The following is a 25,027-nucleotide window of genomic DNA, read 5'->3' on the forward strand; positions in this document are numbered from 1 at the left end:
CGCGGCGGCGCTCAACCCCTGGCGTGGGGGGGGGGCGGGGGGCCCGCCCCCCCCCCCCCCCCCCCGGGGGGCCCCCGGGGGGGGGCCCCCCCCCCCCCCGGGGGGGGGGGGGGGCCCCCCCCCGCCCCCACGGCGGCACGGACGGCTCCGGTGACGTTCCGTCACCACCCGTCCGAGGTATCGGACTCCGTACGCACATCCTCGTACGCCCGTGCTCGTTACTCCTGGCGAATTCCATCGGGCCCCGTCCGCGCGGCCCGTCGTCCAGGTAGGAGGCGTTTACTTGGATGCCGGCACCACCCTGTTCGGCTCGCTGCTCGCCTGCGCGGGCGCGCTGGGCGCGGCGCTCGTGGCGTATCTGGGAAAACGGGGCGAGAACGCCCTGAGCGGCTACTCCAGCCTGACCGAGCGGCTGCAGTCCGAGCGCGACCGTCTGGAGCGCCAGGTCGCCGAGCGCGACTCGCGCATCGACGAACTGGCCACCCTCCGCGCGGCGGACCAGACGGAGATCGCGCGGCTGCGCCTCGACATCCATCGCCTGGGAGGGGCACCGTGACCCGATTCCAGCAGGTGCTAGCCGTGCGGTGGCGCACCGTCTTCCTCGTCTGCGTCCTGGTCGCGCTGGCCGGCGTCGCGGTGGTCCTCTGGGCACGCATCGACGCCGGGGACCGCAAGGCGGACGCGCTGCGCTCGGAGGCGGACCGGCGCGGCAAGGCACTGTCGACCCTGGCACAGGACGTGCGCGATCTGCGCGCCCAGGTCGAGGCGGGCGGCGGCACGCCCGCGGCGCCGGACCCCGCCGAGGCGATCGACGGCCTGATGGACCGGGTACGTGTGCCCGCCGGAGCGCCCGGCGCGCCCGGCGAGCCAGGCGCCAAGGGCGAGCGGGGCGCGGGCGGGAAGCCGGGCGCCGCCGGGCGGCGCGGCGAGCCCGGCACGCCCGGCGCCGCGGGCACGGACGGCGAGCCGGGCCCCTCGGGCCCGCCCGGCGCGGACGGTTCACCGGGGCCGGCGGGACCGCCCGGCCCGCAGGGCGATCAGGGCTATCAGGGACTGCCCGGCGCCGCTGGGAACTCGGGCACGAAGGGCGACAAGGGCGACAAGGGGGACCGGGGCGAGCTGGGGCCGCCCGGCCCCAAGGGCGACCCCGGACCGGTGTGCCCCGACGGGTACACGCTCCAGGCGCCGGCCGACGACCCGGACGCACTCGTCTGCCGCAGGAGTGCTCCCGAGCCGACTCCGCAGTCGGCGGCCGTACTTCCGCTCGTCCCCCTGCCACGGCGGCGGCGCAAGCGGACGTGAACATGACCGGTGCACGCTTCTTGTGGGGTGCTTGAGGGCCCAAGTAGCGTCTGTGCCGCGAACGTTGGACGTGGGATGTCCAGAGAATCCGGATTGCCCGGACGGATGAAGGGCAGGTCGCACCATGCCGTCACATCTCCGCGCACGCCTCAGATCCACCGTCGGAGCCACCCTCACGGCCGCGCTCACCGCGGCCGCGGTCCTCGCGCTGCCGGCCCCCGCCGACGCCGAACAGACAGCCACGAGAGCCGAGTTCGAACAGCAGGTGCTGTTCAAGGCCTCCCAGGACCCGGGTTACGCCTGTTTCCGCATCCCCGCCGTCGTACGGACGACCGAGGGGACCCTGCTGGCGTTCGCCGAGGGCCGCGTCCTCAACTGCGGTGACGCCGCCGACATAGACATCGTCGTCAAGCGCTCCACCGACGGCGGGCGCACCTGGGGTCCCCTCCAGGTGGTCAACGACGGCGGCGGCGACACCCATGGCAACCCGGCACCCGTCGTGGACCGGGAGACGGGCCGCATCCTCCTCGCCGAGACCTACAACACGGGCCGTGCGGACAGCGCGAGCTGCTCCGTGCCCTGCGACCGCACACCGCACCTCCAGTACAGCGACGACGACGGCCTGACCTGGTCGCCGCCGCGCGACCTGAGCGACGAGATCCTCCCGCCACAGTGGAACTCCTGGTACGCCACCGGCCCCGTGCACGGCATCCAGCTGACGCGCGGAAAGCACGCGGGACGGCTCGTCTTCGGCGTCAACACCGAGACGTGGAACGGAAGTCGGGTCACCGCCAACCACGCTGCCCTCATCACCAGCGACGACGGCGGAGACAACTGGGACGTCGGGGCGACGGACTCGTGGCCGATCGCCGACGACGGCACCTTCCGGCAGAAGCCGTCCGAGATGACCCTCGCCGAACGCGCCGACGGTTCGGTCCTGGTGAGCGGCCGGGAACAGGACGGCACCGACCTCGGCCACCGCACCCAGGCCGTCAGCCGCGACGGCGGCGACAGCTTCGTGGCGCCCTTCCGCGACCTTCCGGACCTCTACGCCCCGCAGGTGCAGTGCTCGTCCCTGCCCGTCGGCAAGCGGCTGCTGCTGGCCTGCCCCGGCGACCCGGACCGCCGTCGCACCATGATGATCCGCTCCTCGTACGACGGCGGGCGCACCTGGGACAGCGTGGACCGCGGCACCGTCGTCACCACCGACTGGTCCGGCTACTCGGACCTGGTGCGCGCCGACGCCGGCACCGTGGGACTGCTGTACGAGGGCGGCGCGGTCGACGCCCGCGACGAGATCCGCTTCGCCCGCTTCACCGAGGCCTGGCTCACCCCGCGGCGCGGCGCGGACCCGACGACGGCCGACCTCGCCCCGCACGCCCGGCGCGCCGCGGTCCTCGGCGGAGCCCAGGAGACCGACGGCGTGTTCGGCAAAGCCCTCGCCTTCGACGGCAGGGACGACGCCGTCCGGCTGCCGTACCAGGACCGGCTGCCGCTCGGGACGAAGGACTTCACCGCCACGCTGTGGTTCCGCTACACCGCCACCACCGGCGAGCAACCGCTGTTGTGGATGGGCGGCATCGGTACGACGCAGCCGCAGGTGTGGCTGCGCGGTGAACCCGCCTCCGACCGGATCACCGGGCTGATCACCACCCGCAACGGCGCGTCGGCCCCCACCACGGCCTCCGTCCGCACGACGAGCGCCCACAACGACGGCCAGTGGCACCTCCTGGCGCTGCGCCGCGGGCAGGGGCAGCTGACGCTGTTCGTCGACGGGACCGCCGTCAGCACGGCGGACGTGCCCGGATCGGTCAGCCGCAACTCGCCGTTCGGTGTGCACATCGGCCAACGGATGGACAGCCGCGCGTACTTCACCGGCGCCATCGACGACGTCCGCGTCCACGACCGGGCGTTGAGCGACGCCGAGCTGGCCGGGCTGCGCACCCACCAGGAAGCCGTGACCCCGGACACCGTCCTGTGGCTGCCCATGGACCATGTGAGCGGAGCCCACTAACGTCCCGTCCGTGCCCGACGACGTACGAGCACGACGGCGGAACGCGACCGGGGCCGGCCTCCTGCTGGCCCTGGTCTGCACGGCCGTGCTGCTCACCGCCCTCCCGGACCGCGACCGGGAGGGCGGCGGCACGTGCGCGCCCCGCACACCGCGGTCCTGGAGCGCGGACGCCGCGCTCACGGGCGAGTTCGCCCGGTACGGGGACGACCCGACGCGCACCGACGACTGGACCGGCGGCGACGGCACCCATTCGGTGCGACTGCCCGACGGGCGGGTGCTGTGGCTCTTCTCGGACACCTACCTCGGCCAGGTGCACGGACCGCCGAACCCCGTCGGCGAGTCGTACGCCTGGCGCGACACGAACACTCCGCTCGTCCGCAACTCCGCCGTCGTGATGTCCCGCGGCGGACGGCTGCGGACGACCCTGCCTGCCCCGGTCTTCCCCGACCCGGCGCCGCAACAGTGGCGCTGGCCGGTCGCCGCCCGTGTGGAGCCCCGCTCCCCCGGCTCCACGGACCAGGTCGTCCGCGTCCTGCTGTGGACCCGCACGGCCGGTCAGGCGCCCTGGATCTACGGCGTGCCGACCGCCACGGAGGTCGCCACGCTCTCGCTGCCGGATCTGCGCCTCGAAGGCATCACCACCGTCCTGGACCAGCGTGCCGTCGCCGACGCGTCCCGGCGGGTGCTGTTCGGCACCTCGGCGGTCGACGCGGGCGAGTGGACGTACGTCTTCGGCGGCGACGACGGGCAGGCCGCCGCACGCCCGGTGTCACGGGCCTACGTCGCGCGGGTGCCGCACGGCCGGCTCGCGGAACCGGGCGCCTGGGAGTACTGGGACGGGTCGGCCTGGACGGTACGCGGACGCCCGGCGCCGGTCCTCGGGGACGGGCGGCGCACAGGGGTGGGCAGCGCGTTCACGGTGCTGCGCGACGGCGGCACGTACGTCCTGTTCACCATGGCGGCCGGCACCGCGGGGCTGACGACGATCACGTCGTACTGGGCGTGTTCGCCGACCGGCCCCTGGCACGGGCCCGTCCGGGGCTTCAGCCCCGCGCTCCCCCGCGGCGACGTGGCCGCGTACAACCCGCAGGTCCATCCGGAGCTGGGCGACGGCGACCGGATCGTGCTCAGCTACGACGTGAACTGGCTGACCTCGGCGGGCGCCACCGCGCAGGCCAACATCAGCCGGAACGTGTCCCTGTACCGACCGCGATTCGTGACGCTCCGGCTGACCGGCGCGGGGGCGTAGCGGCCTCGGGGTCGCGCGCCCGGCGTTTGGCGATCACCGCGCACACCATGAGCTGCATCTGGTGGAAGAGCATCAGCGGGAGCACGGCCAGCGAGGCGTGCGCGCCGAACAGCACACCGGCCATGGGGAGTCCCGAGGCGAGCGACTTCTTCGACCCGGCGAACTGGATCGCGATCCGGTCCTCCCGGCCGAAGCGGAGCGCCTTCGTGCCGTACCAGGTGAGCGTGAGCATCACGGCGAGCAGCACGGCCTCGACGAGCAGCAGTCCCGCCAGCCGCACGGGGCTCACCTGGTGCCAGATCCCCCGCACCATGCCCTCGCTGAACGCGGTGTAGACGACGAGCAGGATCGATCCGCGGTCGACGTATCCGAGCACCTTCTTGTGCCGGGTGATGAAGCCGCCGATCCAGCGGCGCAGCACCTGGCCCGCGAGGAACGGCACCAGCAGTTGCAGCACGATCTTGACGAGCGAGTCGGTGGAGAACCCGCCGCCGCTGTTGCCGAGCAGGGCCGCGGCGAGCAGCGGGGTGATGACGATGCCCGCCAGCGAGGAGAAGGATCCCGCGCAGATCGCGGCGGGCACGTTGCCGCGCGCGATGGAGGTGAACGCGATCGACGACTGGATGGTCGACGGCACCAGAGTGAGGAAGAGCAGTCCCGTGTAGAGGTCGTGCGTCAGGAACACCGGTTCCAGCCCCCGGGCGGCCAGGCCGAGCAGCGGGAAGACGACGAAGGTGCAGGCCAGGACCGTGCCGTGGAGCCGCCAGTGCTTGAACCCCTCCAGCGCCTCACGGGTCGACAGACGCGCCCCGTACAGGAAGAAGAGGAAGGCGATGGCGGCCGTGGACGCGCCCGACGCGACGTCGGCGGCCGTACCCCGCGCGGGGAAGAGGGCCGCGAGGCCCACCGTCCCCAGCAACAGCAGGATGTACGGGTCGATCGGCAGCCGGCTCGGCCACTTCAGGCGTTTCACGGTGCTCCACTGCTCGGTTCTGTACGTAGGTCGTGTCGGTCGCACGAGGTCGGGTCGTGCCCTCTCCATCGTCCTCTCCCGGACCGCGATCGGGAATCCGTCATACCGTTCTGACTGTCATCACGATTCGCGATAACGTGGCCCCGTGTACGACCCCTCGCAGCTGCGTACCTTCCTGGCGGTGGCCCAGACGCTCAGCTTCACGCAGGCCGCCCGCCGGCTCGGGCTGCGGCAGTCCACGGTCAGCCAGCACGTACGCCGCCTGGAGGACGCCGCCGGACGCCAGCTGTTCTCCCGCGACACGCACTCCGTGGAGCTCACGGAGGACGGCGAGGCGATGCTCGGCTTCGCCCGCCGGATCCTGGCCGTGCACGAGCAGGCCACCGCGTTCTTCACCGGGACGCGGCTGCGTGGCAGGCTGCGGTTCGGCGCCTCCGAGGACTTCGTCCTCACCCGGCTCCCGGAGATCCTGGAGGGCTTCCGGTACGACCACCCCGAGGTGGACCTGGAGCTGACGGTCGAACTGTCGGGCACGCTCCACGAGCAGCTCGCCGCGGGCAAGCTCGACCTGGTGCTGGCGAAGCGGCGGCCCGAGGACCCGCGCGGCGAACTCGTCTGGCACGACGGACTGGTGTGGATCGGTGCGGAGCGGCTGCGCCTCGACCCCGACCGGCCCGTCCCCCTGATCGTCTACCCGCCGCCGGGCATCACCCGCGCGCTCGCCCTGGAGGCCCTGGAGCGCCAGGGCCGCCCCTGGCGCATCGCCTGCACCAGCGGCAGCCTCAACGGCCTGATCGCGGCGGCCCGCGCGGGCCTCGGCGTGATGGCGCACTCCCGGGGGCTGATCCCGCCGGGCCTGGTCCGCGTACCGGAACGGGCGGGGCTGCCGGAGCTCGGCGAGGTCGACTTCGTGCTGGTGCACGGGCGGCGGCACACGTCCGCGCAGGGCGCCGCGGACGCGCTGGCGGCGGCGATCCTGGCCGGCGGCGACCGGCTGCACCGCGGGCGGCGTGTGTGACACCGCCGCCGGGCCGCGGTCAGGGCGCCTTCGCGTAGGTGAGTTGCTTGACCCGGCGCAGGAACGGCGTCGTCTCGACGTACTGGACGCCTTCGAGACGGCCGATGCCCTCGCTGAGATAGCCGTAGAGGCCGGCCGTGTCGCGGGTGACGGCGGTGACGACGATGTTGGAGGGGCCCGCGGTCGCGGAGGCGAAGGCGACCTCGTCATGGGTGGCGAGGGCCTCTCCGACGGATTGCAGGGACGCGGGGGCCGCCGTGATCCACAGGCAGGCGGCGAGGGGGTGGCCGAGCAGCTCGGAGTGGTACTCGATGTCGATGTACACGGCGCCGGAGGCGAGCAGTCCGGCCAGGCGGCGTTTGACCGCGGACTCCGAGCGGCCGGTGGCCCGCTGGAGTTCGGGGTAGGTCGCGCGCCCGTCCTGCTCCAGGGCGGCGACCAGCGGCTCGTCCTCAGGGTCGATCACGACGGTGCCGGCCGTGCGGTCGGCCTCGGGCACGTCGCGGCGCAGCGCGGCGATCTGGTCGTCCGTCAGTACGGCGAACTTGCCGAGCCAGCCGTTCGGGCCGCCGAAGAAGCGGTGGAGCAGTTGGTGGGCGCGGATCTCCATGATGCTCGGGGTGCGCGGCAGCTTCCCGAGCAGTAGGTCGTCGTGGTCACCGGGGCTGCGCGGACGCGTCATGCAGACGACCTCGGTGCCGCCCGAGGCGAGCCCGATCCATGCCGTGTCGGGGCGCTTGGCCAGCGCGTCGGCGATGGCGTGCGCGCTGTCGGGGGCGCAGCGCAGCCGCAGCATCCAGTGGTCCTGGCCGAGCCGCTGGGCGTCGCGGACGGCGACGACGCGCAACCCGCCCTCCGCGCACAGCCTGCGGTAGCGCCGTGCGACGGTCTGGTCGGAGACGCCGAGCACCTCGGCGATGCGGCTGAACGGCGCCCGGCCGTTGACCTCCAACGCGGCGAGCAGCCGCAGGTCGAGCTCGTCGCCGGCGTGGGATTCCATCTCCGTGAGACCTTCCTCTGTCGGATTCCGTCGATCCGATGTCCGCGGCGACCGCGATCATCCGTCCGGAGCTCATCGTACGGAGGCATACGCATCCGTGGCACGAGGAGTTGAGGACATGCGTACATGGGGGCCGCTCACGGCGATATGCCTGGGCACGTTCATGTTGCTGCTGGACGTGACGATCGCCGTCGTCGCGCTGCCGGACATGGCGCGGGCGCTGGACGCGTCGCTGAGCGATCTGCAATGGGTGATCGACGGGTACGCGCTCGCGCTCGCCGCACTGTTGCTGGGGGTCGGGGCGGCGGCCGACATCCTCGGAAGGCGCCGTGTGCACGTGGCGGGCGTCGTGCTGTTCGCGGTGGCGTCGCTGCTGTGCGGGCTGGCGCCGGGGCCGGGGATGCTGGTGGCCGCGCGCGGTCTGCAGGGTGTGGGCGCGGCGGCGATGTTCGCGACGACACTGCCGCTGCTCGGCTCCGTCTACCAGGGGCGGCAGCGGTCGGCGGCACTCGGTGTGTGGGGCGCGGTCAGCGGCGGCGCCGCGGCGGTCGGGCCGGTGCTGGGCGGTCTGCTCACCGAGGGGCCCGGCTGGCGCTGGATCTTCTTCGTGAACCTGCCGGTCAGCGTGGCGTCGGTGTGGCTGACGCTGCGCGTGGTGCCGGAGTCGCGCGGTCCGCGCGGGATGCGCATCGACTGGGCGGGCACGGCGGCGTTCGCGTGCTTCGCCGGAGCGACGACGTACGGGGTGGTGCGGGCAGGTTCCGACGGCTGGACGTCGGCGGTCACCACGGGTTCGTTCGCCGTCGCGGCGCTGGCCGCCGTCGGGTTCGTCCTCGTCGAGCGGCGAGTGGCCCACCCGCTGCTCGACCTGTCGCTGCTGCGCAGGCCCTCGTTCGTGGGGGTGATGGCCGGCGCGCTCGCCTTCAACGGGGTGGCGTTCGGGGTCGTCCCGTACCTGTCGATCTGGATGCAGACGGTGCTGGACATGAGTCCGGTGCGCGGCGGGCTCACGCTGCTGCCCATGACGGGCGCGTCCGTGGTGGTCGCGATCCTCGCGGGCAGACTGCTGCACGGGGTTCCGGCCCGGCTGACGATCGGCGGCGGGCTGCTGCTGATCGGCTCCGGCGCGATCTGCCAGGCCGTCCTGGACGCGGGCAGCGGGTGGACGGCACTGGTGCCGGGTCTGGTGCTGGTGGGCACCGGTACCGGCTTCGTCTCCCCCGCGATCGCGGGCGCGGCGCTCGCGGCGGTGCCGCCCGAGCGGGCGGGCATGGCGGGCGGCGCGGTCAACACGGTCCGACAGCTCGGTTACGCCCTCGGTGTCGCGGTCTTTGGCACGGTCCTGACGTCCCGGATGCGGGACACGCTGCCGCACGACGCGGCGCACACGCTCGCGGGCGGCGGCGCGGGAGCCCTGCGCGGCGCGTTCCCCGAGCCCGCGCTGCGGGCGGCCTTCGCCTCCGGACTCGACACGGCGTCGGTGGCCGCAGGAGTGACGGGAATGGCCGCCGGAGCGCTGGTACTGGTGCTGGTGCGGACACCGCGCCCCGTGGCGATCCCGGTCGAGGCACCGGGTGAGATGGTGGCGGCACCGCGCGGGTGACACGGGCGGTGCGGTGACGGCGCCGCGCCGTGTCGCCCGGCCGGGACGGGGGCGGTTTCCGGGGCGGTCGCCTCGGGAACCGCCCCCGTCCGACAGCCGACGACCACCCCTGCCCCACGACGCGCACAGCCCGCAGCCCGCAGCCCGCAGCCCGCAGCCCGCAGCCCGCAGCCCGCACGGCAACGACGGGGTCCGCCCGGACGTACGCGGCAGGAACCGGCCCGGACGCACAGCCGCACGAGCCGATCCGCCTCCGCGCGGCCGCACGACCCGGGCGGCTCCGCTCGCACGCACGTCGGCACGAACAGCCGGTCCAGGGCCGCACTGAAGGAGAGGCAGGTCACACGGGGCGGAGGCATGGATTCCGGATCTTCTGACACGGGATCCGTCGAGGCTTCGCCTCTGCGGAATCGGATGCTCCACATCCGGTTTACAAGACGCCGTCCACCGTAACCGGGTCGTACAGATTCCGTGGAGATTACGGGCCAGAAACTTACGGAACCGTAAGGGATTCTGTCCGGCCCTTCCCCTTGTGAGGGCATTTCCTCGGCTGACCTGTGCATTCGCCGGGCCGCCCGGTGGTTCGAGCCCCCTCCCGCCCGGCGGCCGGGTGGGGTAGCTTTCACGGCGCTGTGCGGAGCGCCACAAGGAGCGGGATTGCGCGAGTTCACCAACCCCCCATTGGCGTCGGCGCCGCCGGTGGGCGGCCTGGCTGACGTCGTCTTCGACCATGCCCAGGAGGACCCTCTCCACGTCGCACTCGGACGCAAGGACGACCAGGGTCAGTGGCGCGACGTCACGTCCGCCGAGTTCCGTGACGAGGTGCTCGCGCTCGCCAAGGGCCTGCTGGCCCACGGCATCCGCTTCGGCGACCGGGTCGCGATCATGTGCCGCACCCGGTACGAGTGGACACTGTTCGACTTCGCGCTGTGGACGATCGGCGCCCAGGTCGTGCCCGTCTACCCCACCTCCTCCGCCGAGCAGGTCTTCTGGATGCTGCACGACGCCCAGGTGTCGGCGATCATGGTGGAGCACGAGGACCACGCGATGACCATCGCCACGGTCGTCGACCGGCTCCCGCAGCTGCACCAGCTCTGGCAGCTCGACGTGGGCGCGGTGCAGGAGCTGTACGAGGCGGGCGCGCACATCGACGACGAGGTGGTCCACCGGCACCGCCGGGCGGTCACGCCGGAGTCGATCGCGACGATCATCTACACCTCGGGCACCACCGGGCGCCCCAAGGGCTGCGTCCTGTCCCACTCGAACTTCATGTTCGAGGCGGACACGGTCATCGAACGCTGGGAGCCCGTCTTCCACTCCAAGCGCGGCGACCAGGCCGCCACCCTGCTGTTCCTGCCGCTCGCGCACGTCTTCGGGCGCATGGTGCAGGTCGCCGCGTTCCGCGGAAAGGTCAAGTTCGGCCACCAGCCGCAGCTGAACGCGGCCGCCCTGCTGCCCGACCTGGCCGCCTTCCGGCCGACGTTCTTCCTCGCCGTCCCGTACATCTTCGAGAAGGTCTTCAACGCCGCCCGCCGCAAGGCCGAGAAGGAAGGCAAGTCGGGGCCGTTCGAGAAGGCCGTCGAGGTCGCCGTGCGCTACGCCGACGCGATGGAGGCGAAGGCGTGGGGCATCGGCCCCGGCCCGTCCGCGAGCCTGCGGATGCAGCACCAGCTCTTCGACAAGCTCGTCTACTCCAAGGTACGGGCCGCGATGGGCGGGCGGGTCAAGCACGCCATGTCGGGCGGTTCCGCCATGGACCGGCGGCTCGGACTGTTCTTCGCGGGCGCCGGCGTGTTCATCTACGAGGGGTACGGGCTCACCGAGTCCACGGCCGCCGCGACGGCCAACCCGCCCGAGCGCACCCGGTTCGGCACCGTCGGGCAGGCGATCCCCGGCACGACGGTGCACATCGCCGACGACGGCGAGATCTGGCTGCACGGCGGCAACGTCTTCCAGGGGTACCTCAACGACCCCAAGGCCACCGACGCCACCCTGCACGACGGCTGGCTCGCCACCGGCGACCTGGGCTCGCTCGACGAGGACGGCTACCTCACCATCACCGGGCGCAAGAAGGAGATCCTGGTGACCTCCGGCGGCAAGAGCGTCTCGCCGGGGATCCTGGAGGAGCGGGTGCGCGACCACCCGCTGGTCGCGCAGTGCATCGTCGTCGGAAACGACAAGCCGTACATCGCCGCGCTGGTCACCCTCGACTCGGAGGCCGTCGAGCACTGGCTCGGGATGCGCGGAAAGCCGCAGTTGTCGCCCGCCGAGCTGGTGCGCGATCCCGACCTGGAGACCGAGGTCCGGCGCGCGGTGGTCGCCGCGAACACACTGGTGTCCCAGGCGGAGTCCATCCGGACGTTCCGGATACTGGCCCACCAGTTCACCGAGGAGCACGGGCTGCTGACGCCGTCGCTGAAGCTGAAGCGGAAGGCGATCGAGAAGGCGTACTCGACCGAGGTCGAGGCTCTGTACCAGGCGTAGACCGGTCGCCCCGGCGGGCGGCGACCCCGTGCCGGCGAGGCCTGGGCCCTTGCGCGCCCGCCCCGCCCCCGCGCCCGCCCCACCCCCGCGCCCGCGCCCGCGCCCGCGCCCGCGCCCGCGCCCGCGCCCAGGAGGGTGCCTGGCGTCCACACTTTCCTTTCTGATGGTTCGTCATTTATCGATGCGTCAGATATTGACGCCCCGTCAGATTCCACCGACACTTTCGGTCATTCTCAGGAGGGGGACCGACCGTGTCGCGACCGATCCGCACCATGACCGCCGCCGTGGCCGCACTGCTGCTCGCCACCGCCTGCAACTCGGCCGCCGGCGGCGGGAGCTCGGACAAGGCGGGCGGCACCGTCCGCGGGGTGACCGCGGACTCCGTCAAGGTCGGCGGGATCGTCTCGATGACGACCGCCACCGGGTACTCGAAGAAGGACACCGATCTCGGGGCCAAGGCCCGCTTCGACCGCGCGAACGCCGAGGGCGGAGTCAACGGCCGCACCATCGACTACCTCGGGGCCGAGGACGACGGGCAGGACCCGGCCAAGAACCTCGCCGCGGCACGCAAACTCGTCCAGCAGGACAAGGTGTTCGCCATCGCCCCCATGAGTTCGACGACCTTCTCCGGAGCGGACTTCCTCCAGAAGGAGAAGGTCCCCACCTTCGGCTGGGGCACCCTGCCCTCCTTCTGCGGGCCGACCTACATCTACGGCTTCGGCGGCTGCATGGTGCCGATGCCCGGCGGCACCATCTCGCAGACCTGGCCGGAGGGGCTCAAGCAGGTCACGGGCGGCGCGCGGGGCAAGTCGGTGGCGATCCTGGCCAACGACAGCGACGCCGGCACCTTCGCCATCCGCACCTACCGGCAGAGTTTCGCGTCGGCCGGCTACGAGGTCACCTTCGCCAAGTCGTCCGTACCCGCCGGAGCCGTGCCTAGCGACTGGTCGGCGTACACGAAGGAGATCCTGCGCAGCAACGGCGGCAAGGCCCCCGACGCGGTGGTGTCCGTGATGCAGACCCCGTACAACATCGGTCTGTTCACGGCTCTCAAACGGACCGGGTACGACGGGGTGCTCACCGATCCGACGGACTACGACCCCTCCCTGCTCGCCAAGAACGCCACGAAGAAGGCGCTCGACGGGGTGCACATCCTGCTGTCCTTCCAGCCGTTCGAACAGGACACCCCGGCGATGGCCCGGTTCAAGGAGGACATCAGGAAGGCGGCGGGCAAGGATGTCCCGCTCAACATGCACATGATGACCGGCTACATGTCGGCCGACCTCTTCCTGGCCATCGCGGAGAAGGCGGGCAGGAACCTGACGGTGGCCTCCTTCCAGAAGGCCGCGAACTCCTTCTCGGACACCGGCACCATGGTCGGCGACCGGGCCGAACCCAGGGGGCGCAAGGAGTCGTTCGGCTGCGGGGCCCTGGTCCAGCTGAAGGAAGGCCGGTACGTCGTATCGGCGCCCTTCAAGTGCTACACACCCATCCCCTTCAAGTAGCCGGCACAGAAGGGGGTTGGGAATGTCGGACCTGCTGGGGTTCGTCCTGAGCGGGCTGGTCTCCGGCGCGCTCTACGCACTGCTGGCCACCGGACTCGTCCTGTCGTACTCGGCTTCGGGGCTGTTCAACTTCGCGCACGGCGCCACCGCGTACCTGTGCGCGCTCACCTTCCACGAACTGCACTCCGGCCTCGGCTGGCCGGCCGTGCCCACGGCCCTGCTGCTGGTGTGTGTCCTCGCCCCCGCACTGGGCTGGGGCCTGGACCGGCTGATGTTCCGCAAGCTGGCCCGGGTCGGCGAGACCGCCCAGATCGTCGCCACCATCGGACTGTTGGTGGCTCTGCCCGCCCTCGGTCTGTGGATCGTCGAACTCCTGGCGGACGCGGGCGTGTCCGTCGCCCCTGCGGAGAACCAGTTCGGGCTTCCCGGAGTCGGCCCCAGCCCCGCGAAGTCCTGGCAGCCGGTCGACGGAGTCGGCGTCGACTCCGATCAGTTGATCACCTGGGTGACGACCGCGGTGGTCGCCGTCGGCCTGTGGGTCCTCATGCGGCACACCCCGCTCGGCCTCCGGCTCCGCGCGACGGTGGACAACCGCTCGCTCGTCGAGCTGCGCGGCATGAGCGCCGACCGGTTGTCGTCGGTCGCGTGGATGCTGTCCTCGGCGCTCGCCGGGCTCGCCGGCGTCCTCGCCACCCCTCTTCTCGGCCTGTCCGCCCACGACTTCACCCTCTTCCTCTTCGTCTCGGCGACCGCCGCGGTCCTCGGCCGTTTCGCCTCCGTGCCGCTGGCCTTCGCGGGCGGCCTGGGACTCGGCGTCCTGCAGAACCTGGTCGCCGGATACGCGTCCTTCGCCGACGGCATCACGGGATTCCGTACGGCCGTCCCGTTCCTGATCCTCTTCGCCGGGCTGCTGGTGCTGACCCGCCGGCAGCGGACGGCGGGCACCGCCGCCGTCGACGCGCCGCCCGCCGACTATCTCGCGGGCCGCTCGTGGGCGCGGCGCTGGGGCCCGTGGACCGTCGCCGGGATCCTGCTCGCCGTCTCCTTCTACACGGTCACCACCCCGTTCTGGAGCGGCCTCCTCGCCCAGGGCCTCGCCCTCTCCCTGGTGTTCGTGTCCTTCACTGTGGTGACCGGGCTCGGTGCGATGGTGTCTCTGGCGCAGGCCACGTTCGTGACCGGGGCGGCGCTCGTGGCGGGCCTGCTGATGAGCCACGGCTGGCCGTTCGCGGCGGCCCTCGCCGCGGGGACCTGTGCCGCCGCCGTCCTCGGCGCCCTGGTGGCCCTGCCCGCGCTGCGCCTCGGCGGACGTGCGCTCGCCCTCGCGACGCTGGCGCTGGCCTTCCTCGCCGACCAGGTCCTCTTCCAGACCGGCCTGCTGCGCAACGGCGACACGGGGTGGGCGGTTCCCCGCCCGGTCGTCGGCCCCGTGGACCTCGGCGACGACCGGGCGATGGGTGTGGCGATGACCGTGCTCGTCGCCCTGGCCGTCGCCGGGCTCAGCGCGCTGCGGCACTCGCCGTCGGGGCGCGCGATGCTGGCCGTGCGCTCGGCGCCCGCGGCGGCCATGGCCTCGGGCGTGTCGGTGATCCGCACCAAGCTCCTGCTGTTCACCCTGTCGGCCGGGATCGCCGGGTTCGGCGGAGTGCTGTACGCGTCGTACAGCACCCGCGTCACGGCGACCGACTTCACCGCGATGACCGGGCTGATCTGGCTCGCGGTCGTCGTGGCGGCGGGCGTCCGGCGCCCCCAGTTCGCCGTCGTCGCCGGGCTCGTCTACGTCGTCGTACCGCATCTGCTGGCGGACCACGTCACCGAGTCGGCCCAGCTGCCGGTGGTCCTGTTCGGTCTGGCGGGTCTGGCGCTCGCCAACGACCCGGACGGGTACGCGGCGGCCGTGTCCACCCGTCTCCACCGCAGGCGCACGGCGAAGGCGCCGCCCGCCCCGGCCGCGCCCGCCTCTCCCCCGTCGCCCGGCGCCGTGCTCGAACTGCGCGACGTACGGGCCGGATACGACGGCGCCGCCGTCCTGCACGGCGTCGACCTCGCGGTGCGCCCCGGCGAGATCCTCGTCCTGCTCGGCCCCAACGGCGCCGGGAAGAGCACCACGTGCGGCGTAGCAGCCGGACTGCTGACACCGTTCACCGGCCGGGTGTACGTGGCCGGGGTCGACGTGACACGGGAACGGGCCCTCGGACGGTCGCGGGCCGGGGTGCTGCTGGCGCCCGAGGGACGCGGGATCTTCCCGTCGCTCACGGTCGAGGAGAACCTCACGCTGCACCTGACGGCGAAGGAGGCCCGCGAGGCCGTGTACACGCGCTTCCCCGCCCTCGCCGCGCGCCGCGGTGTCGGTGCCGGTTCCCTCTCCGGCGGTGAGCAGCAACTGCTCGCCCTCGCACCGCTGCTGCAGAATCCGCCGCGGGTGCTGGTCGCGGACGAGCCCTCGCTGGGACTCGCACCGCGCCTGGTCGCCGAGGTGTTCCGGCTGCTGACCGAACTGAAGGAGCGGGGCACCGCTGTCCTGCTGGTCGAGGAGAAGGCCACCGAGGTCCTCGACGTCGCCGACACGGTCGCCCATCTGAGCCAGGGGCGGGTGACCTGGTGCGGTCCGCGCGACCAGGTGCGGGCCGACCGGCTCACCGAGGCCTACCTCGGGACCGCCGCACCGGGGGCCGGCAGGACGCCCCGGCCCGACGCCGAGGAGGTGCCCCGGTCATGAACGCCCCGGTGCTCGAAGCGGTCGGCGTCGGTGTCCGTTACGGCGGTGTCCGCGCGGTCGACGACGTCGGCCTCACCCTGCGGCCCGGCGAGATCTGCGGGCTCATCGGGCCCAACGGCGCCGGGAAGACCACGCTCTTCGACGCGTTGTCCGGGATCCGCCGCCCCGACGCGGGGCGCATCCTGCTCGACGGCGCGGACATCACACGCCGGTCGCCCGTCTGGCGGGCCCGTCACGGCGTGCGCCGGACCTTCCAGCGACAGCAGCTCTTCGGCCGGCTCACCGTGACCGACAATCTCCTGGTGGCGCAGGAGTGGCGCGGCGGGGGCGGCGGTCCGGCGGCCGATCTGCTGGCGGCGCCGACGCGCCGCAGACACGAGAAGGACCGCCGGGAGCGTGCGGCGGCCGTCCTGCACGAGTGCGGGCTCGACGACGTCGGCGCGGTGTACGCGGGCACTCTCCCGGTGGGCCGGGCCCGGATGGTCGAGCTGGCGCGTGCGATCGTGGAGCCGCCCCGGGTGCTGCTGCTGGACGAGCCCACCAGCGGGATGACCGCCGGTGGGGAGGACCAGCCGCCGGACGGCGGGCGTCCGGCGGACGGCACCGCGCGGCCGGTGTCGGACGTGCGGCTTCTAGCGTCGGTGGTCCGCCGGCTCGCGGACGAGGGCGCGGCCGTCCTCCTCGTCGAGCACGACGTCGGCTTCGTCATGGAACTCTGCTCCCGCGTCGTCGTGCTCGACCTCGGGCGAGTGCTCGCCGAGGGTACGGCCGCCGAGGTGCGCGCCGACCCGAAGGTCCGGGACGCATACCTCGGCACCGCGATCACGCACTGACTGCCCGTCACTGAGTGTTCCCCGTGTGCAGATTCCCGGCGGACGGGCGCCTCGCGCGTCCAAGTGGTGCGACTCTCACACCAGTTGGTAGCCACGCAGGTTCGTGAGCAGCAGGTGGCAGTCCTGGAGGGATCCGGAGGTGTCGCCGAGGGAGCGGTAGATGCCCCACTTGGGCCGCACCCGGTCGGCGAGGAAGGTGTCGACGCCCGTCCTCGACGCGTCGACGATCGTGGTCGCGCCGTTCTTGAGGATCCAGCGCACGGAACCCGCCGAGCCGTTGCCGACCTTGATCTGGAAGTCGACGTCGATCCACCGGTTCTGCAGCGGCTCCAGGTCGGTCCGGCCGACGAGGACGTCGGCGACGGCCAGTTTGAGCTCGACGGTCTGCACGCCGTTCACGCGTCGCAGGGACTGGACGACGATGGGCGAGGTCCCGTTGCCGGGCTGCTTCATCTGCATGATGTGGGTGAAGGTGGTCGTCGCCTTGAGCGAGCTCGGGATGTACATCGAGTACGTGACCCGCCAGGTCTGGCCCTCCAGCCACTTGAGGTAGCTGCTGCCGCTCGTGCGCAGTCCGGTGACCTCCTGGCGCTGCCGGTCCGTGGCGGTGTCGCGGTCCACGGTGTGCATGGTGAACCGCCAACTGTCGCCGCTCGTCCGGATGTGCGGCCGGCCCGCCGGGTGCGAGTCGGCGCGGTCGTCCTCGACGGTCTCGAAGGCGCCCAGGCCGTCGGCGCTCGCCGACGGGGACCACTTCAGCTGCCAGGAGGCGGCGTGGGCGGTGCCGGCGGGCAGACCGGCCGCGGCCGCCGCCGTGGTGCCGAGCGCCGCGCCCAGCAGGGCTCTTCTGGATGTGCTCATGACTGACTCACCTCGTCCTGGGTGGGGGGTGTGCGCGTCGGGCCGGGCCCGGCACACGCGAGGGTCGTTCACATGCATGCACGTTGTTCGCTGACATGATCAGCGATGCGTACAGAGTCGCGGGATGACGGGTTCCGGTCAATGGTCCGGACCGAGGGACCCGGTCCCTTTCCGGCCGACCTCCGTCGCCGCGCGGCACCGGCACCCGGCCCCCACCATGGATCCACAGGGAATCCACCGGTCAGGAATGCATCACGGCGCGTGATCGTTGACCATGGGAGTACCACCCGACGACTGAAGGATCGAGAGCTAGTGAGCAAGGTCCCCCCGATCATCCTGAACAACGGCGTCGAGATGCCGCAGCTGGGCTTCGGTGTCTGGCAGGTGCCGGACGACGAGGCGGAGCGGGCTGTCGCCACCGCGCTGGAGGCCGGGTACCGCAGCGTCGACACCGCCGCGATCTACGGCAACGAAGAGGGCACCGGCAAGGCCATCGCCGCCTCCGGCATCCCCCGCAAGGACCTCTTCGTCACCACCAAGCTCTGGAACGGCGATCAGGGGTACGACTCGACGCTGCGCGCCTTCGACACGTCGCTGGAGAAGCTCGGCCTGGAGTACGTGGACCTGTATCTGATCCACTGGCCGCTGCCGTCCCGGGGCACGTACGTCGACACGTACCGGGCCTTCGAGAAGATTCACGCGGACGGCCGCGCGAAGGCCATCGGTGTCTCCAACTTCCTGCCGGAGCACCTGGAGAAGCTGATCGAGGCGACGTCCGTCATCCCGGCGGTCAACCAGATCGAGCTGCACCCGCACCTCCAGCAGCACGCGGCCCGCGAGTACCACGCCGAGCAGGGCATCGCCACCGAGGCCTGGTCCCCGCTCGGTCAGGGCAGGGGCCTCCTGGAGGTCCCGGCCATCGTCGCCATCTCCCAGAAGCACGGCCGCACTCCGGCTCAGATCGTGTTGCGCTGGCACCTCCAGTTGGGCAACATCGTGATCCCGAAGTCCGTGACCCCGGCCCGGATCGAGGAGAACATCGACGTGTTCGACTTCTCCCTGGACGCCGAGGACATCGCCGCGATCAGCGCGCTCAACGAGGACCGCCGCCTGGGCCCCAACCCGGCGACGTTCGACATGGGCTGAGCCGTCCCGGAACACCTGCCGGCCCGGACGCGCACCGTGCGTCCGGGCCGACGTTCTTTCCAACGCCCCGGTTCCCCGGGCCTTTTGAACCCCGGCGGCTTGGACCGGACCAAGTTCCCCGCAGGGGTTGACGCGGTCATGCAAGCGGGTCCACCTTGTACGGCAACCCGGTAAGGAAAGTTTCCTAACAGAAGGGTCCCCCACAGTGCGATCTCGAACACTGACCCTCGCCGCGACCGCGAGCGCCGCGCTCCTGGCCACCGCGGCACTCCCGGCCAGTGCCTCCGGCACCACCACCCCCCGATCGGCGCAGGAGGGTACGGTCAGCGCGGCCGACCTGCTCGCCAAGGTGACGTCCTGCTCGCAGATCTCGAACGGCAAGTACCGGACCGACGAGGAGACCTCGGCCACCGTCCCCGTCTGCGGCAAGAACGGCGCGGTGTTCTGGAAGGCCGACATGGACATCGACTGCGACGGCCAGGTCACCACCAAGTGCAACGGCGACACCGACCCCTGGTTCCAGGACGACACCGCCTTCCACCAGTCCGACGGCAAGCCGCTGCGCGCGGACTCGCTGCCCTACGTGGTGGTGCCCAGCTCCAGCAGCATCTGGAAGTACACGAGCGCGGGCATCAAGGGCGGCGGCGTGGTCGCCGTCATCTACAACAACAAGGTCGAGTACGCGGTCGTCGGCGACACCGGCCCCACGCAGATCATCGGCGAGGCCTCGTACGCCACCGCGAAGGCGCTCGGCATCGACCCGGACCCGGAGACCGGGGGCACCGACTCCGGCGTGACCTACATCCTCTTCAAGAACTCGCAGGTGTCCCCCATAGAAAGTCACAGTGCGGCCGTGTCGCTGGGTGACTCTCTGGCGAAGCAGTTCCTGCAGAACAACTGACCTTCCCTGGATCCGCATTGGGGGGAATCGCATGCCGTGCGCGGCCGGTCGTGCGATTCCCCCTCACGCTCGCGCGGCGGGTCAGACGGGCTGGCCGACCGGTCGTACGACCACGGTGTTCACGTCGACACCGCTCGGCTGCCCCATCGCCCAGACGATCGACTCGGCGAGCTGGTCAGCGGTGAGCAGGTGGCCCGGCGGCAGGCTGCCGTAGGCGTCCCAGAACGGGGTCTCCACGCGGCCGGGCGAGATCAGCGTCACGCCGACGCCGTGTTCGGTGACCTGCCGCCTGGTGTTCTCGGCGAGTCCGGTCACCGCCCACTTGGTCGCGCCGTAGATGTTGCCGGGCGTGAAGACGTGTCCGGCGACGCTGCCGATCAGCACGATCCGGCCCTTGCTCTCCTTCAGCGCCTCGATGGAGGCCCGGATGAGGAGCGCCGGACCCAGCACATTGGTCAGCACCATCTCGGGCCACCCCGCCGGGTCGCCCTCCGCGACGGTGTCGTGCGTGGCGAAACCGGCGTTGGCGACGACGGTGTCGAGCCGCCCGAACTCCTTCAGCGTCGCCTCGACCGCCGCCGTCACGTGCTCGTAGTCGGCCGCGTCGCCCGGAATCGTCAACAGACCCTCGGGGCGCCCGAGTTCCTCGGCGAAGGCGTGCAGCCGCTCCTCGCCGCGGCCGGTGACGGTCACCCGCTGCCCGGCGTCGAGCAGCCGCCGCGCGACCGCGGCGCCGATACCGCTCCCGCCCCCGGTGATGAGCGCGACAGGAGAGTCGGTCATGGTTACCCCCATATGAGTTCGGTGAACGCCGCGAGTTCATCACTTGGAGCACTCTCGAAGTCAAGGCCCCGGAGACCCGGCCGGGCACCGGCGCACGACGACGGACCCGGCGTCCACGCTCTGCGGAGGCCCTGACGCAGGGGGTCCCGTCACGGCACCGCACACCTCAACACGTGCGCCGGAACGGCACATCGGGCAGGTGGGCGCGCCACTCGTCCCGGGTCGGTCCGCCGCCCGCCCGCGCGCACACCGCCGACGCGGCCCGGGCGGGCGCCGACTCGACCGTGCGCGAGCCCAGATGCGGGGTCGCCACACGCAACTCACCGCTGTCCGAGGTGAATCCCAGTGCCAGGACGGGACCGTCGCCGACGGGCAGCTCCGCCCCGCGCAACCGCGGTGACGCCGTCTCCCACAGCCGCACCGAACCCTGCGTGACGAGGCGGTCACGTACGACATGGCGCGGCGCGACCTGCCGGACCTGTGGGCGACGCTCGCCGGCGCCGACGCCGTGCACGGCCTGTACTACCTGGTGATGCACGCGCTGTTCGCGGTGTGCGGCGGACTGGACCCGCTGCTGGTGCTGCGGCTTCCCTCGGTCCTTGCCACCGCGGTGGCGACCGGCGCGGTCGCCGCGCTCGGACGGCGCCTGGCCGGGCCGGGCGCGGGCCTGCTGTCGGGAACCGTGTTCGCCCTGCTGCCGCAGGTCCAGCGGTACGCGCAGGAGGGGCGGTCCTACGCCTTGGTGTGCGCCTTGGTCGTCTGGGCGACCCTTCTGCTGGTGCGGGCGGTGGAGCGGCCGGGCCGCCGGGCCTGGGCGGGCTACGGCGCGGTGCTGCTGACGGCGTGTCTGCTGCACGAGTTCGCCGTGCTGGCGCTGGTGGGACACGCTCCGGTGGTGCCTCGCGCGGTCCGCCGCGGCTGGGCCGTGACGGGCATCGCGGTCGTGGCCGCGGTGGCGCCGCTCGCCGCGCTCAGCGCGGGACAGTCGGCGCAGGTGGCCTGGATCGGACGGCCGGGGGCCGGGGCGATCGCCGGCTTCGCGGGGACGGGTGCCCTGGCCCTGGCCTGTGCGCGAGCGCTCGGGCGTGGCGGCGCGCGCCGCGCCCGGCTGCCCGTGCTCGCGCTGTCGCTCCTCGTGCTGCCCGCCCTGCTCCTGCTGCTGGCGTCCCTGGCCGAACCCCTGTACGTGGACCGGTACGTGCTCTACTGCCAGGCTGGCACCGCGCTCCTGGCCGGTGCCGCCCTGGACCGGCTCGTACGGGCCCGGCGGACTCGCGTGGTGGCGGCGGCCTGCGCGGGCGCCGCCGTGCTCGCGCTGCTTCCCGCGAGCCTGCACCTGCGCACACCGCAGAGCCGCACCGACGACGTCACCGCCGTCGCCCGCGCCCTCGCACGGGCCAGGACGGGCGGCGGCGGTGTGCTGTTCATGCCGGCCCGGCGCCGGGTGTGGTCCCTGCCGGATCCCGATTCGGTGCGCGGGCTGCGCGACCTGGCCCTGGACCGGGGTCCGGTCGCCTCGCACACCCTGTACGGCACGGAGGTGCCCGCCGACGTGATCCGGGCGCGCATGCTGGCGACACCCCGCATCGTGGCCGTCCGCGACCCCGCGGGTCAGCCGCTCGACGCGACCCCGGGCGAGGCCGTCAAGCGGCGGACCCTCGCGGCGCACTTCGTGGAGTGCGGCACACGCCGGGTGCGGGGCGCGCGGATCACGGTGTTCGCCCGCCCCGGCCGGTGCCGAGTCCCACGGTCACGCGGGCTTCACGCCGACGTGGACGGTCATCGCCGTCAGCAGGAACGCGTCGGAGCGGTGGTGCACGCTCGCCTTGTCGTCCGGGTCGACCAGCCGGTCGAGGGTGGCGACGTCGTCGGCGTCCAGGGCCTCGGCGAGGCCGTCGCGGCGCCGGGTGAGGGAGCTGACGACGAAGGCGCGGGCCTCGTCGGAGAGCGGGGCGGGCAGGTCGAGGAGGAACGTGCGGGTCGCCGTGTGGCGCAGACCGGCGGCGGACAGCAGCGCGGGCCAGTCCTCCGGCTCGGTCACCGAGCCGGGCAGGTCGGCCCGCATCCTCGCGAACCACTCCTCCTGCGCCGCGTCGACCCGGGCCTGGAGACCGGGTCGGCCGATGCCGAAGTCGCGCGGCAGGAACCGGCTGGGCAGGCCGCCTTCGAGGAGGGCGAGCACTCCGCCGGGCGCGAGGCCTTCCGCGAACCCGGCGAGAGCGGCGCGCTGGTCGCCCACGTGGTGCAGCGACCTGCTGGCCCATACCAGGTCGGCCGGGTAGTCCAGGAAGCCGAGCCCGTCGGCGAGTTCGGCCTCGACCGTGCTGAACCGGTCGGCGACACCGAGCCGCTCGGCGCGGGCGCGGGCTTCCGTCAGCAGGGATTCGGCGACGTCCACGGCGACCACGCGCGCCGCCGGGAAGGCGTCGGCGAGGAGGCAGGAGATGACGCCGGGGCCGCTGCCCGCGTCCACGACCAGTTCCGCTCCGGGGCGCACCTCCCGCAGCCAGGCCGCGGCCTCGACGTAGGCCGGGGTGTACAACTCGGCCTCCTGCACCAGCAGCGGGAGCATGTCGGCGAAGTCCACGTGGGTGTGGCCGTGCGGGGCGTGCCCGTGCGAGGTGTGGTCGTGCGAGGTGTGGTCGTGGTGCTGTGGCATGGTCGCAGGCCTCTCGTTCGGCATGCCGACAGCGTGCGCCACCGCTCCCGGAAACGGCCAGCCGTATTGCTCGAACGGCAAAATCCCGGTACGCCCGTCCTCCGGTCGTCCGGGGCGGCCCCATGGGTGGCGGCGCGATGCGGCGTCACGTCACGGAGGACCGCCGCGGTGGGTGCGCGATCCACCGGGGCCCGGCCGTTGCGGCCCGGCCCCGGCGGATCATCCGTTCGCCGGGACTACAGCGCCGGGTAGGCGTTCGCCATGAGTTGCTGGAACTGCGCGGAGAACCAGTGCCCGGACAGCGGGGCGTTCGGCAGGGCGCCGGACAGGTTGTTCCCGTTGCGGGCGTTGCCCGTGTACGTCGGGTCGCACATGCGGTCGAAGCCCTTGCCCTCGTCGTTCGAGATCGCCGAGCTGGAGCCGTCGGACTCGCCCGGGGGCTTCATCCACACGTAGGCGTCGATGCCCGTCGCCGGGGCGGCCTGCGGACGCTCGCCGAGGCCCGCGCCGGACTGGTTGCACCAGTTGCCGATGTGGATGCGGCGGTCGTAGCGTCCGCCGTCGACATAGGTGTCCACGCTGGTCGTCGCGCCGGGACCGGTGGGCCGTGCGCTGCCGCCCCAGCCGTTCCTGGAGGTGTCGATCAGCATGCCGATGCCGGAGTTGAAGCCGACCGAGACGAGCTGGTTGCGGAAGGCCTGTGCGTAGGACAGCTCGTCGACGTACCGGTTCCAGTCGACCCACTTGGACTGACGCACGGTGGTGCCGTTCACCGAGTCGTTGACGGTGAAGTTGTTCTCCTTGAGCGCGCTGTAGTTGGCGGTGTTGGTGATGAAGCCGTGCACGTCGTCGACGGTTGCGCCCTCACTGGTCGCCGCCTGCTTGAACAGGGTCGCGGACGGGCCGAAGTTGTCGTCCCAGCCGAGCCAGCCGTGGTGTCCGGCGTCGATGTAGTTGTAGACGTTGGGGATCGCACCGAGCTTGGCCAGGGCGTAACCGACGCCCTTCACGTAGTTCCCGTTGGCCTGCATGGTGTCGCACTGCGGGGTGGCGGTGGCGCGGCTGCCGGTGTTGGTGACGAGGTTGGGCAGCGAGTCGATCTCGATGGTGGTGACGATGCGCAGCGAGGCGTACTTGCTGTCGGAGAGGATCGCCGCGATCGGGTCGATGAACTGCGTCTTGTACTTGTCGATCTCCGTCGGGCCGAGTTCGCCGTTGGACGCGAGGGCCGCGCAGTCACGTCCGGGCAGGTCGTAGACGACGAGCTGGACGACCTCTTCGTTGCTGCCCTTCTGGGCGAGCGCCGCGTCGAGGTGGGCGCGCAGCCCCATGCTGCCGCCCGCGCCGTCGATGGCGGCGATCCGGTCGAGCCAGACACCGGTGGGCTGGTTGGAGATCCGGCTGCCGCCGGGTTCGGCCGCCGCCTTCGCGGACCACTCGGGGTTCACGTACACCTTGGCGCCGGCGTACGGGTTGTCGACCCTGCCGGAGGGGTCCGGTCCGGGGTCGGGGTCGCCGCCGCCTCCGTCGTCGACGTTGCAGGTCACGCCGTCGAGCGTGAAGCCGGTCGGCAGGGCGTTGGTGCCGCTGTAGGAGGCGTTGAAGCCGAAGCTGACCGAACCGCCGCTCGCCAGGGTGCCGTTGTAGCTCTCGTTGGCGGCGGTGACGGCCGTGCCGCTCTGGGTGATCCTGGCGTTCCAGCCGGAGGTCACCTTCTGGTTCCCGGCGTACGACCACTTCACCGACCAGGACGACTTGGCGGCCGAGTTGTTGGTGACGGTGACGGCGGTGGTGAAGCCGGTGTCCCACTGGTTCTGCACCTTGTAGTCCACGGTGCAGGGGACGGCGGCGATGCCGGGTTCGGGGGCGACGGCGGCGGCAGCGGTGCCGGTCGTGGTCGCGCCGCCGAGGAGGACCAGGCTCGCCAGTAACGCTGTTCTGGTGCGACTCATGAGTGCGGGTGTCCTATCCGTTGAC

At 72.3% G+C, this 25,027-nt stretch carries 18 protein-coding genes and 1 pseudogene; 13 read left to right on the top strand and 6 right to left on the bottom strand.

Features of this window, described 5'->3' with window-relative positions; all coding sequences use genetic code 11:
- The first annotated feature begins 283 nt into the window (after nucleotides 1-283).
- The 4 genes from ACZ4IF_RS08600 to ACZ4IF_RS08615 all read left to right on the top strand — a co-directional run bounded on the left by ACZ4IF_RS08600 (nucleotide 284) and on the right by ACZ4IF_RS08615 (nucleotide 4,565).
- Complete coding sequence (locus ACZ4IF_RS08600; protein ID WP_028801797.1) at nucleotides 284-556, top strand: hypothetical protein; 273 nt, start codon at nucleotides 284-286, stop codon at nucleotides 554-556.
- Nucleotides 553-1,302 carry a collagen-like domain-containing protein gene (locus ACZ4IF_RS08605; RefSeq protein ID WP_467560806.1) on the top strand — a complete coding sequence of 250 codons (750 nt, stop codon included), beginning with the start codon at nucleotides 553-555 and terminating at the stop codon, nucleotides 1,300-1,302. The genes ACZ4IF_RS08600 and ACZ4IF_RS08605 overlap by 4 nt, the downstream gene beginning before the upstream one ends.
- Nucleotides 1,303-1,426: 124 nt before the next feature.
- Nucleotides 1,427-3,316 carry an exo-alpha-sialidase gene (locus ACZ4IF_RS08610; protein ID WP_467560808.1) on the top strand — a complete coding sequence of 630 codons (1,890 nt, stop codon included), beginning with the start codon at nucleotides 1,427-1,429 and terminating at the stop codon, nucleotides 3,314-3,316.
- Nucleotides 3,317-3,326: 10 nt separating this feature from the next.
- The gene (locus ACZ4IF_RS08615) at nucleotides 3,327-4,565 is read left to right on the top strand and encodes a DUF4185 domain-containing protein (RefSeq protein WP_467560810.1); all 1,239 of its coding nucleotides are present in this window, start codon (nucleotides 3,327-3,329) and stop codon (nucleotides 4,563-4,565) included.
- Here the strand turns inward: ACZ4IF_RS08615 and ACZ4IF_RS08620 are convergent.
- Nucleotides 4,498-5,538 carry a bile acid:sodium symporter family protein gene (locus ACZ4IF_RS08620; protein WP_467560812.1) on the bottom strand — a complete coding sequence of 347 codons (1,041 nt, stop codon included), beginning with the start codon at nucleotides 5,536-5,538 and terminating at the stop codon, nucleotides 4,498-4,500. The genes ACZ4IF_RS08615 and ACZ4IF_RS08620 overlap by 68 nt on opposite strands.
- Before the next feature lie 145 nt (nucleotides 5,539-5,683).
- On the opposite strand from ACZ4IF_RS08620, the gene ACZ4IF_RS08625 reads away from it, so the two are divergent.
- Nucleotides 5,684-6,556, top strand: coding sequence for a LysR substrate-binding domain-containing protein (locus tag ACZ4IF_RS08625; protein ID WP_467560814.1), 873 nt, complete (start codon nucleotides 5,684-5,686; stop codon nucleotides 6,554-6,556).
- A 19-nt stretch (nucleotides 6,557-6,575) separates the two neighbouring features.
- Here ACZ4IF_RS08625 and ACZ4IF_RS08630 read toward each other — a convergent pair whose 3' ends face one another.
- The gene (locus ACZ4IF_RS08630; RefSeq protein WP_467560815.1) at nucleotides 6,576-7,556 is read right to left on the bottom strand and encodes an Lrp/AsnC family transcriptional regulator; all 981 of its coding nucleotides are present in this window, start codon (nucleotides 7,554-7,556) and stop codon (nucleotides 6,576-6,578) included.
- A 118-nt stretch (nucleotides 7,557-7,674) separates the two neighbouring features.
- Here ACZ4IF_RS08630 and ACZ4IF_RS08635 point away from each other — a divergent pair, with 118 nt between their 5' ends.
- From ACZ4IF_RS08635 to ACZ4IF_RS08655, 5 genes are all read left to right on the top strand, one after another.
- Nucleotides 7,675-9,159, top strand: a complete 1,485-nt coding sequence (locus ACZ4IF_RS08635; RefSeq protein ID WP_467560816.1) for an MFS transporter — start codon at nucleotides 7,675-7,677, stop codon at nucleotides 9,157-9,159.
- A 657-nt stretch (nucleotides 9,160-9,816) separates the two neighbouring features.
- Nucleotides 9,817-11,643, top strand: coding sequence for an AMP-dependent synthetase/ligase (locus ACZ4IF_RS08640; protein ID WP_467560817.1), 1,827 nt, complete (start codon nucleotides 9,817-9,819; stop codon nucleotides 11,641-11,643).
- Nucleotides 11,644-11,894: 251 nt separating this feature from the next.
- On the top strand, nucleotides 11,895-13,148 hold the full coding sequence (locus tag ACZ4IF_RS08645; protein ID WP_467560819.1) for an ABC transporter substrate-binding protein: 1,254 nt from the start codon (nucleotides 11,895-11,897) through the stop codon (nucleotides 13,146-13,148).
- 22 nt (nucleotides 13,149-13,170) lie between these two features.
- Nucleotides 13,171-15,867: an ABC transporter permease subunit gene (locus ACZ4IF_RS08650; protein WP_467560821.1), complete on the top strand. Its 2,697-nt coding sequence runs from the start codon at nucleotides 13,171-13,173 to the stop codon at nucleotides 15,865-15,867.
- Entirely contained in the window at nucleotides 15,864-16,700 is an 837-nt protein-coding gene (locus ACZ4IF_RS08655) for an ABC transporter ATP-binding protein (RefSeq protein WP_467560823.1), read from the top strand. Before ACZ4IF_RS08650 ends, ACZ4IF_RS08655 begins: the two co-directional genes overlap by 4 nt.
- Nucleotides 16,701-16,775: 75 nt before the next feature.
- Here the strand turns inward: ACZ4IF_RS08655 and ACZ4IF_RS08660 are convergent, their stop codons facing one another.
- Nucleotides 16,776-17,561, bottom strand: coding sequence for a Tat pathway signal sequence domain protein (locus ACZ4IF_RS08660; protein WP_467560825.1), 786 nt, complete (start codon nucleotides 17,559-17,561; stop codon nucleotides 16,776-16,778).
- A gap of 354 nt (nucleotides 17,562-17,915) precedes the next feature.
- Here ACZ4IF_RS08660 and ACZ4IF_RS08665 point away from each other — a divergent pair, with 354 nt between their 5' ends.
- Together ACZ4IF_RS08665 and ACZ4IF_RS08670 are read left to right on the top strand one after the other, a co-directional pair.
- Entirely contained in the window at nucleotides 17,916-18,707 is a 792-nt protein-coding gene (locus ACZ4IF_RS08665; protein ID WP_095937699.1) for an aldo/keto reductase, read from the top strand.
- Nucleotides 18,708-18,912: 205 nt separating this feature from the next.
- Nucleotides 18,913-19,608, top strand: coding sequence for a glycoside hydrolase family 75 protein (locus ACZ4IF_RS08670; protein ID WP_467560827.1), 696 nt, complete (start codon nucleotides 18,913-18,915; stop codon nucleotides 19,606-19,608).
- A gap of 81 nt (nucleotides 19,609-19,689) precedes the next feature.
- Here ACZ4IF_RS08670 and ACZ4IF_RS08675 read toward each other — a convergent pair whose 3' ends face one another.
- On the bottom strand, nucleotides 19,690-20,391 hold the full coding sequence (locus tag ACZ4IF_RS08675; protein ID WP_467560829.1) for an SDR family oxidoreductase: 702 nt from the start codon (nucleotides 20,389-20,391) through the stop codon (nucleotides 19,690-19,692).
- Between the two features lie 532 nt (nucleotides 20,392-20,923).
- Here ACZ4IF_RS08675 and ACZ4IF_RS08680 point away from each other — a divergent pair.
- Nucleotides 20,924-21,214: pseudogene (locus ACZ4IF_RS08680) on the top strand (glycosyltransferase family 39 protein); the annotation flags it as partial.
- 927 nt (nucleotides 21,215-22,141) lie between these two features.
- On the opposite strand, the gene ACZ4IF_RS08685 reads toward ACZ4IF_RS08680, so the two are convergent.
- Complete coding sequence (locus ACZ4IF_RS08685; RefSeq protein ID WP_467561126.1) at nucleotides 22,142-23,050, bottom strand: class I SAM-dependent methyltransferase; 909 nt, start codon at nucleotides 23,048-23,050, stop codon at nucleotides 22,142-22,144.
- Between the two features lie 236 nt (nucleotides 23,051-23,286).
- Nucleotides 23,287-25,002, bottom strand: coding sequence for a glycoside hydrolase family 6 protein (locus ACZ4IF_RS08690; RefSeq protein ID WP_467560831.1), 1,716 nt, complete (start codon nucleotides 25,000-25,002; stop codon nucleotides 23,287-23,289).
- Between the last annotated feature and the right edge of the window lie 25 nt (nucleotides 25,003-25,027).

The organism is Streptomyces sp. NPDC025784, from assembly GCF_055558435.1.

Bases quoted from the DNA above. Each gene is read 5' to 3' on its own strand.
- ACZ4IF_RS08630 (WP_467560815.1), bottom strand. From the start codon at position 7,556: ATGGAATCCCACGCCGGCGACGAGCTCGACCTGCGGCTGCTCGCCGCG.
- ACZ4IF_RS08685 (WP_467561126.1), bottom strand. From the start codon at position 23,050: ATGCCACAGCACCACGACCACACCTCGCACGACCACACCTCGCACGGG.
- ACZ4IF_RS08655 (WP_467560823.1), top strand. From the start codon at position 15,864: ATGAACGCCCCGGTGCTCGAAGCGGTCGGCGTCGGTGTCCGTTACGGC.
- ACZ4IF_RS08690 (WP_467560831.1), bottom strand. From the start codon at position 25,002: ATGAGTCGCACCAGAACAGCGTTACTGGCGAGCCTGGTCCTCCTCGGC.
- ACZ4IF_RS08635 (WP_467560816.1), top strand. From the start codon at position 7,675: ATGCGTACATGGGGGCCGCTCACGGCGATATGCCTGGGCACGTTCATG.
- ACZ4IF_RS08660 (WP_467560825.1), bottom strand. From the start codon at position 17,561: ATGAGCACATCCAGAAGAGCCCTGCTGGGCGCGGCGCTCGGCACCACG.
- ACZ4IF_RS08610 (WP_467560808.1), top strand. From the start codon at position 1,427: ATGCCGTCACATCTCCGCGCACGCCTCAGATCCACCGTCGGAGCCACC.
- ACZ4IF_RS08650 (WP_467560821.1), top strand. From the start codon at position 13,171: ATGTCGGACCTGCTGGGGTTCGTCCTGAGCGGGCTGGTCTCCGGCGCG.
- ACZ4IF_RS08675 (WP_467560829.1), bottom strand. From the start codon at position 20,391: ATGACCGACTCTCCTGTCGCGCTCATCACCGGGGGCGGGAGCGGTATC.
- ACZ4IF_RS08665 (WP_095937699.1), top strand. From the start codon at position 17,916: ATGCCGCAGCTGGGCTTCGGTGTCTGGCAGGTGCCGGACGACGAGGCG.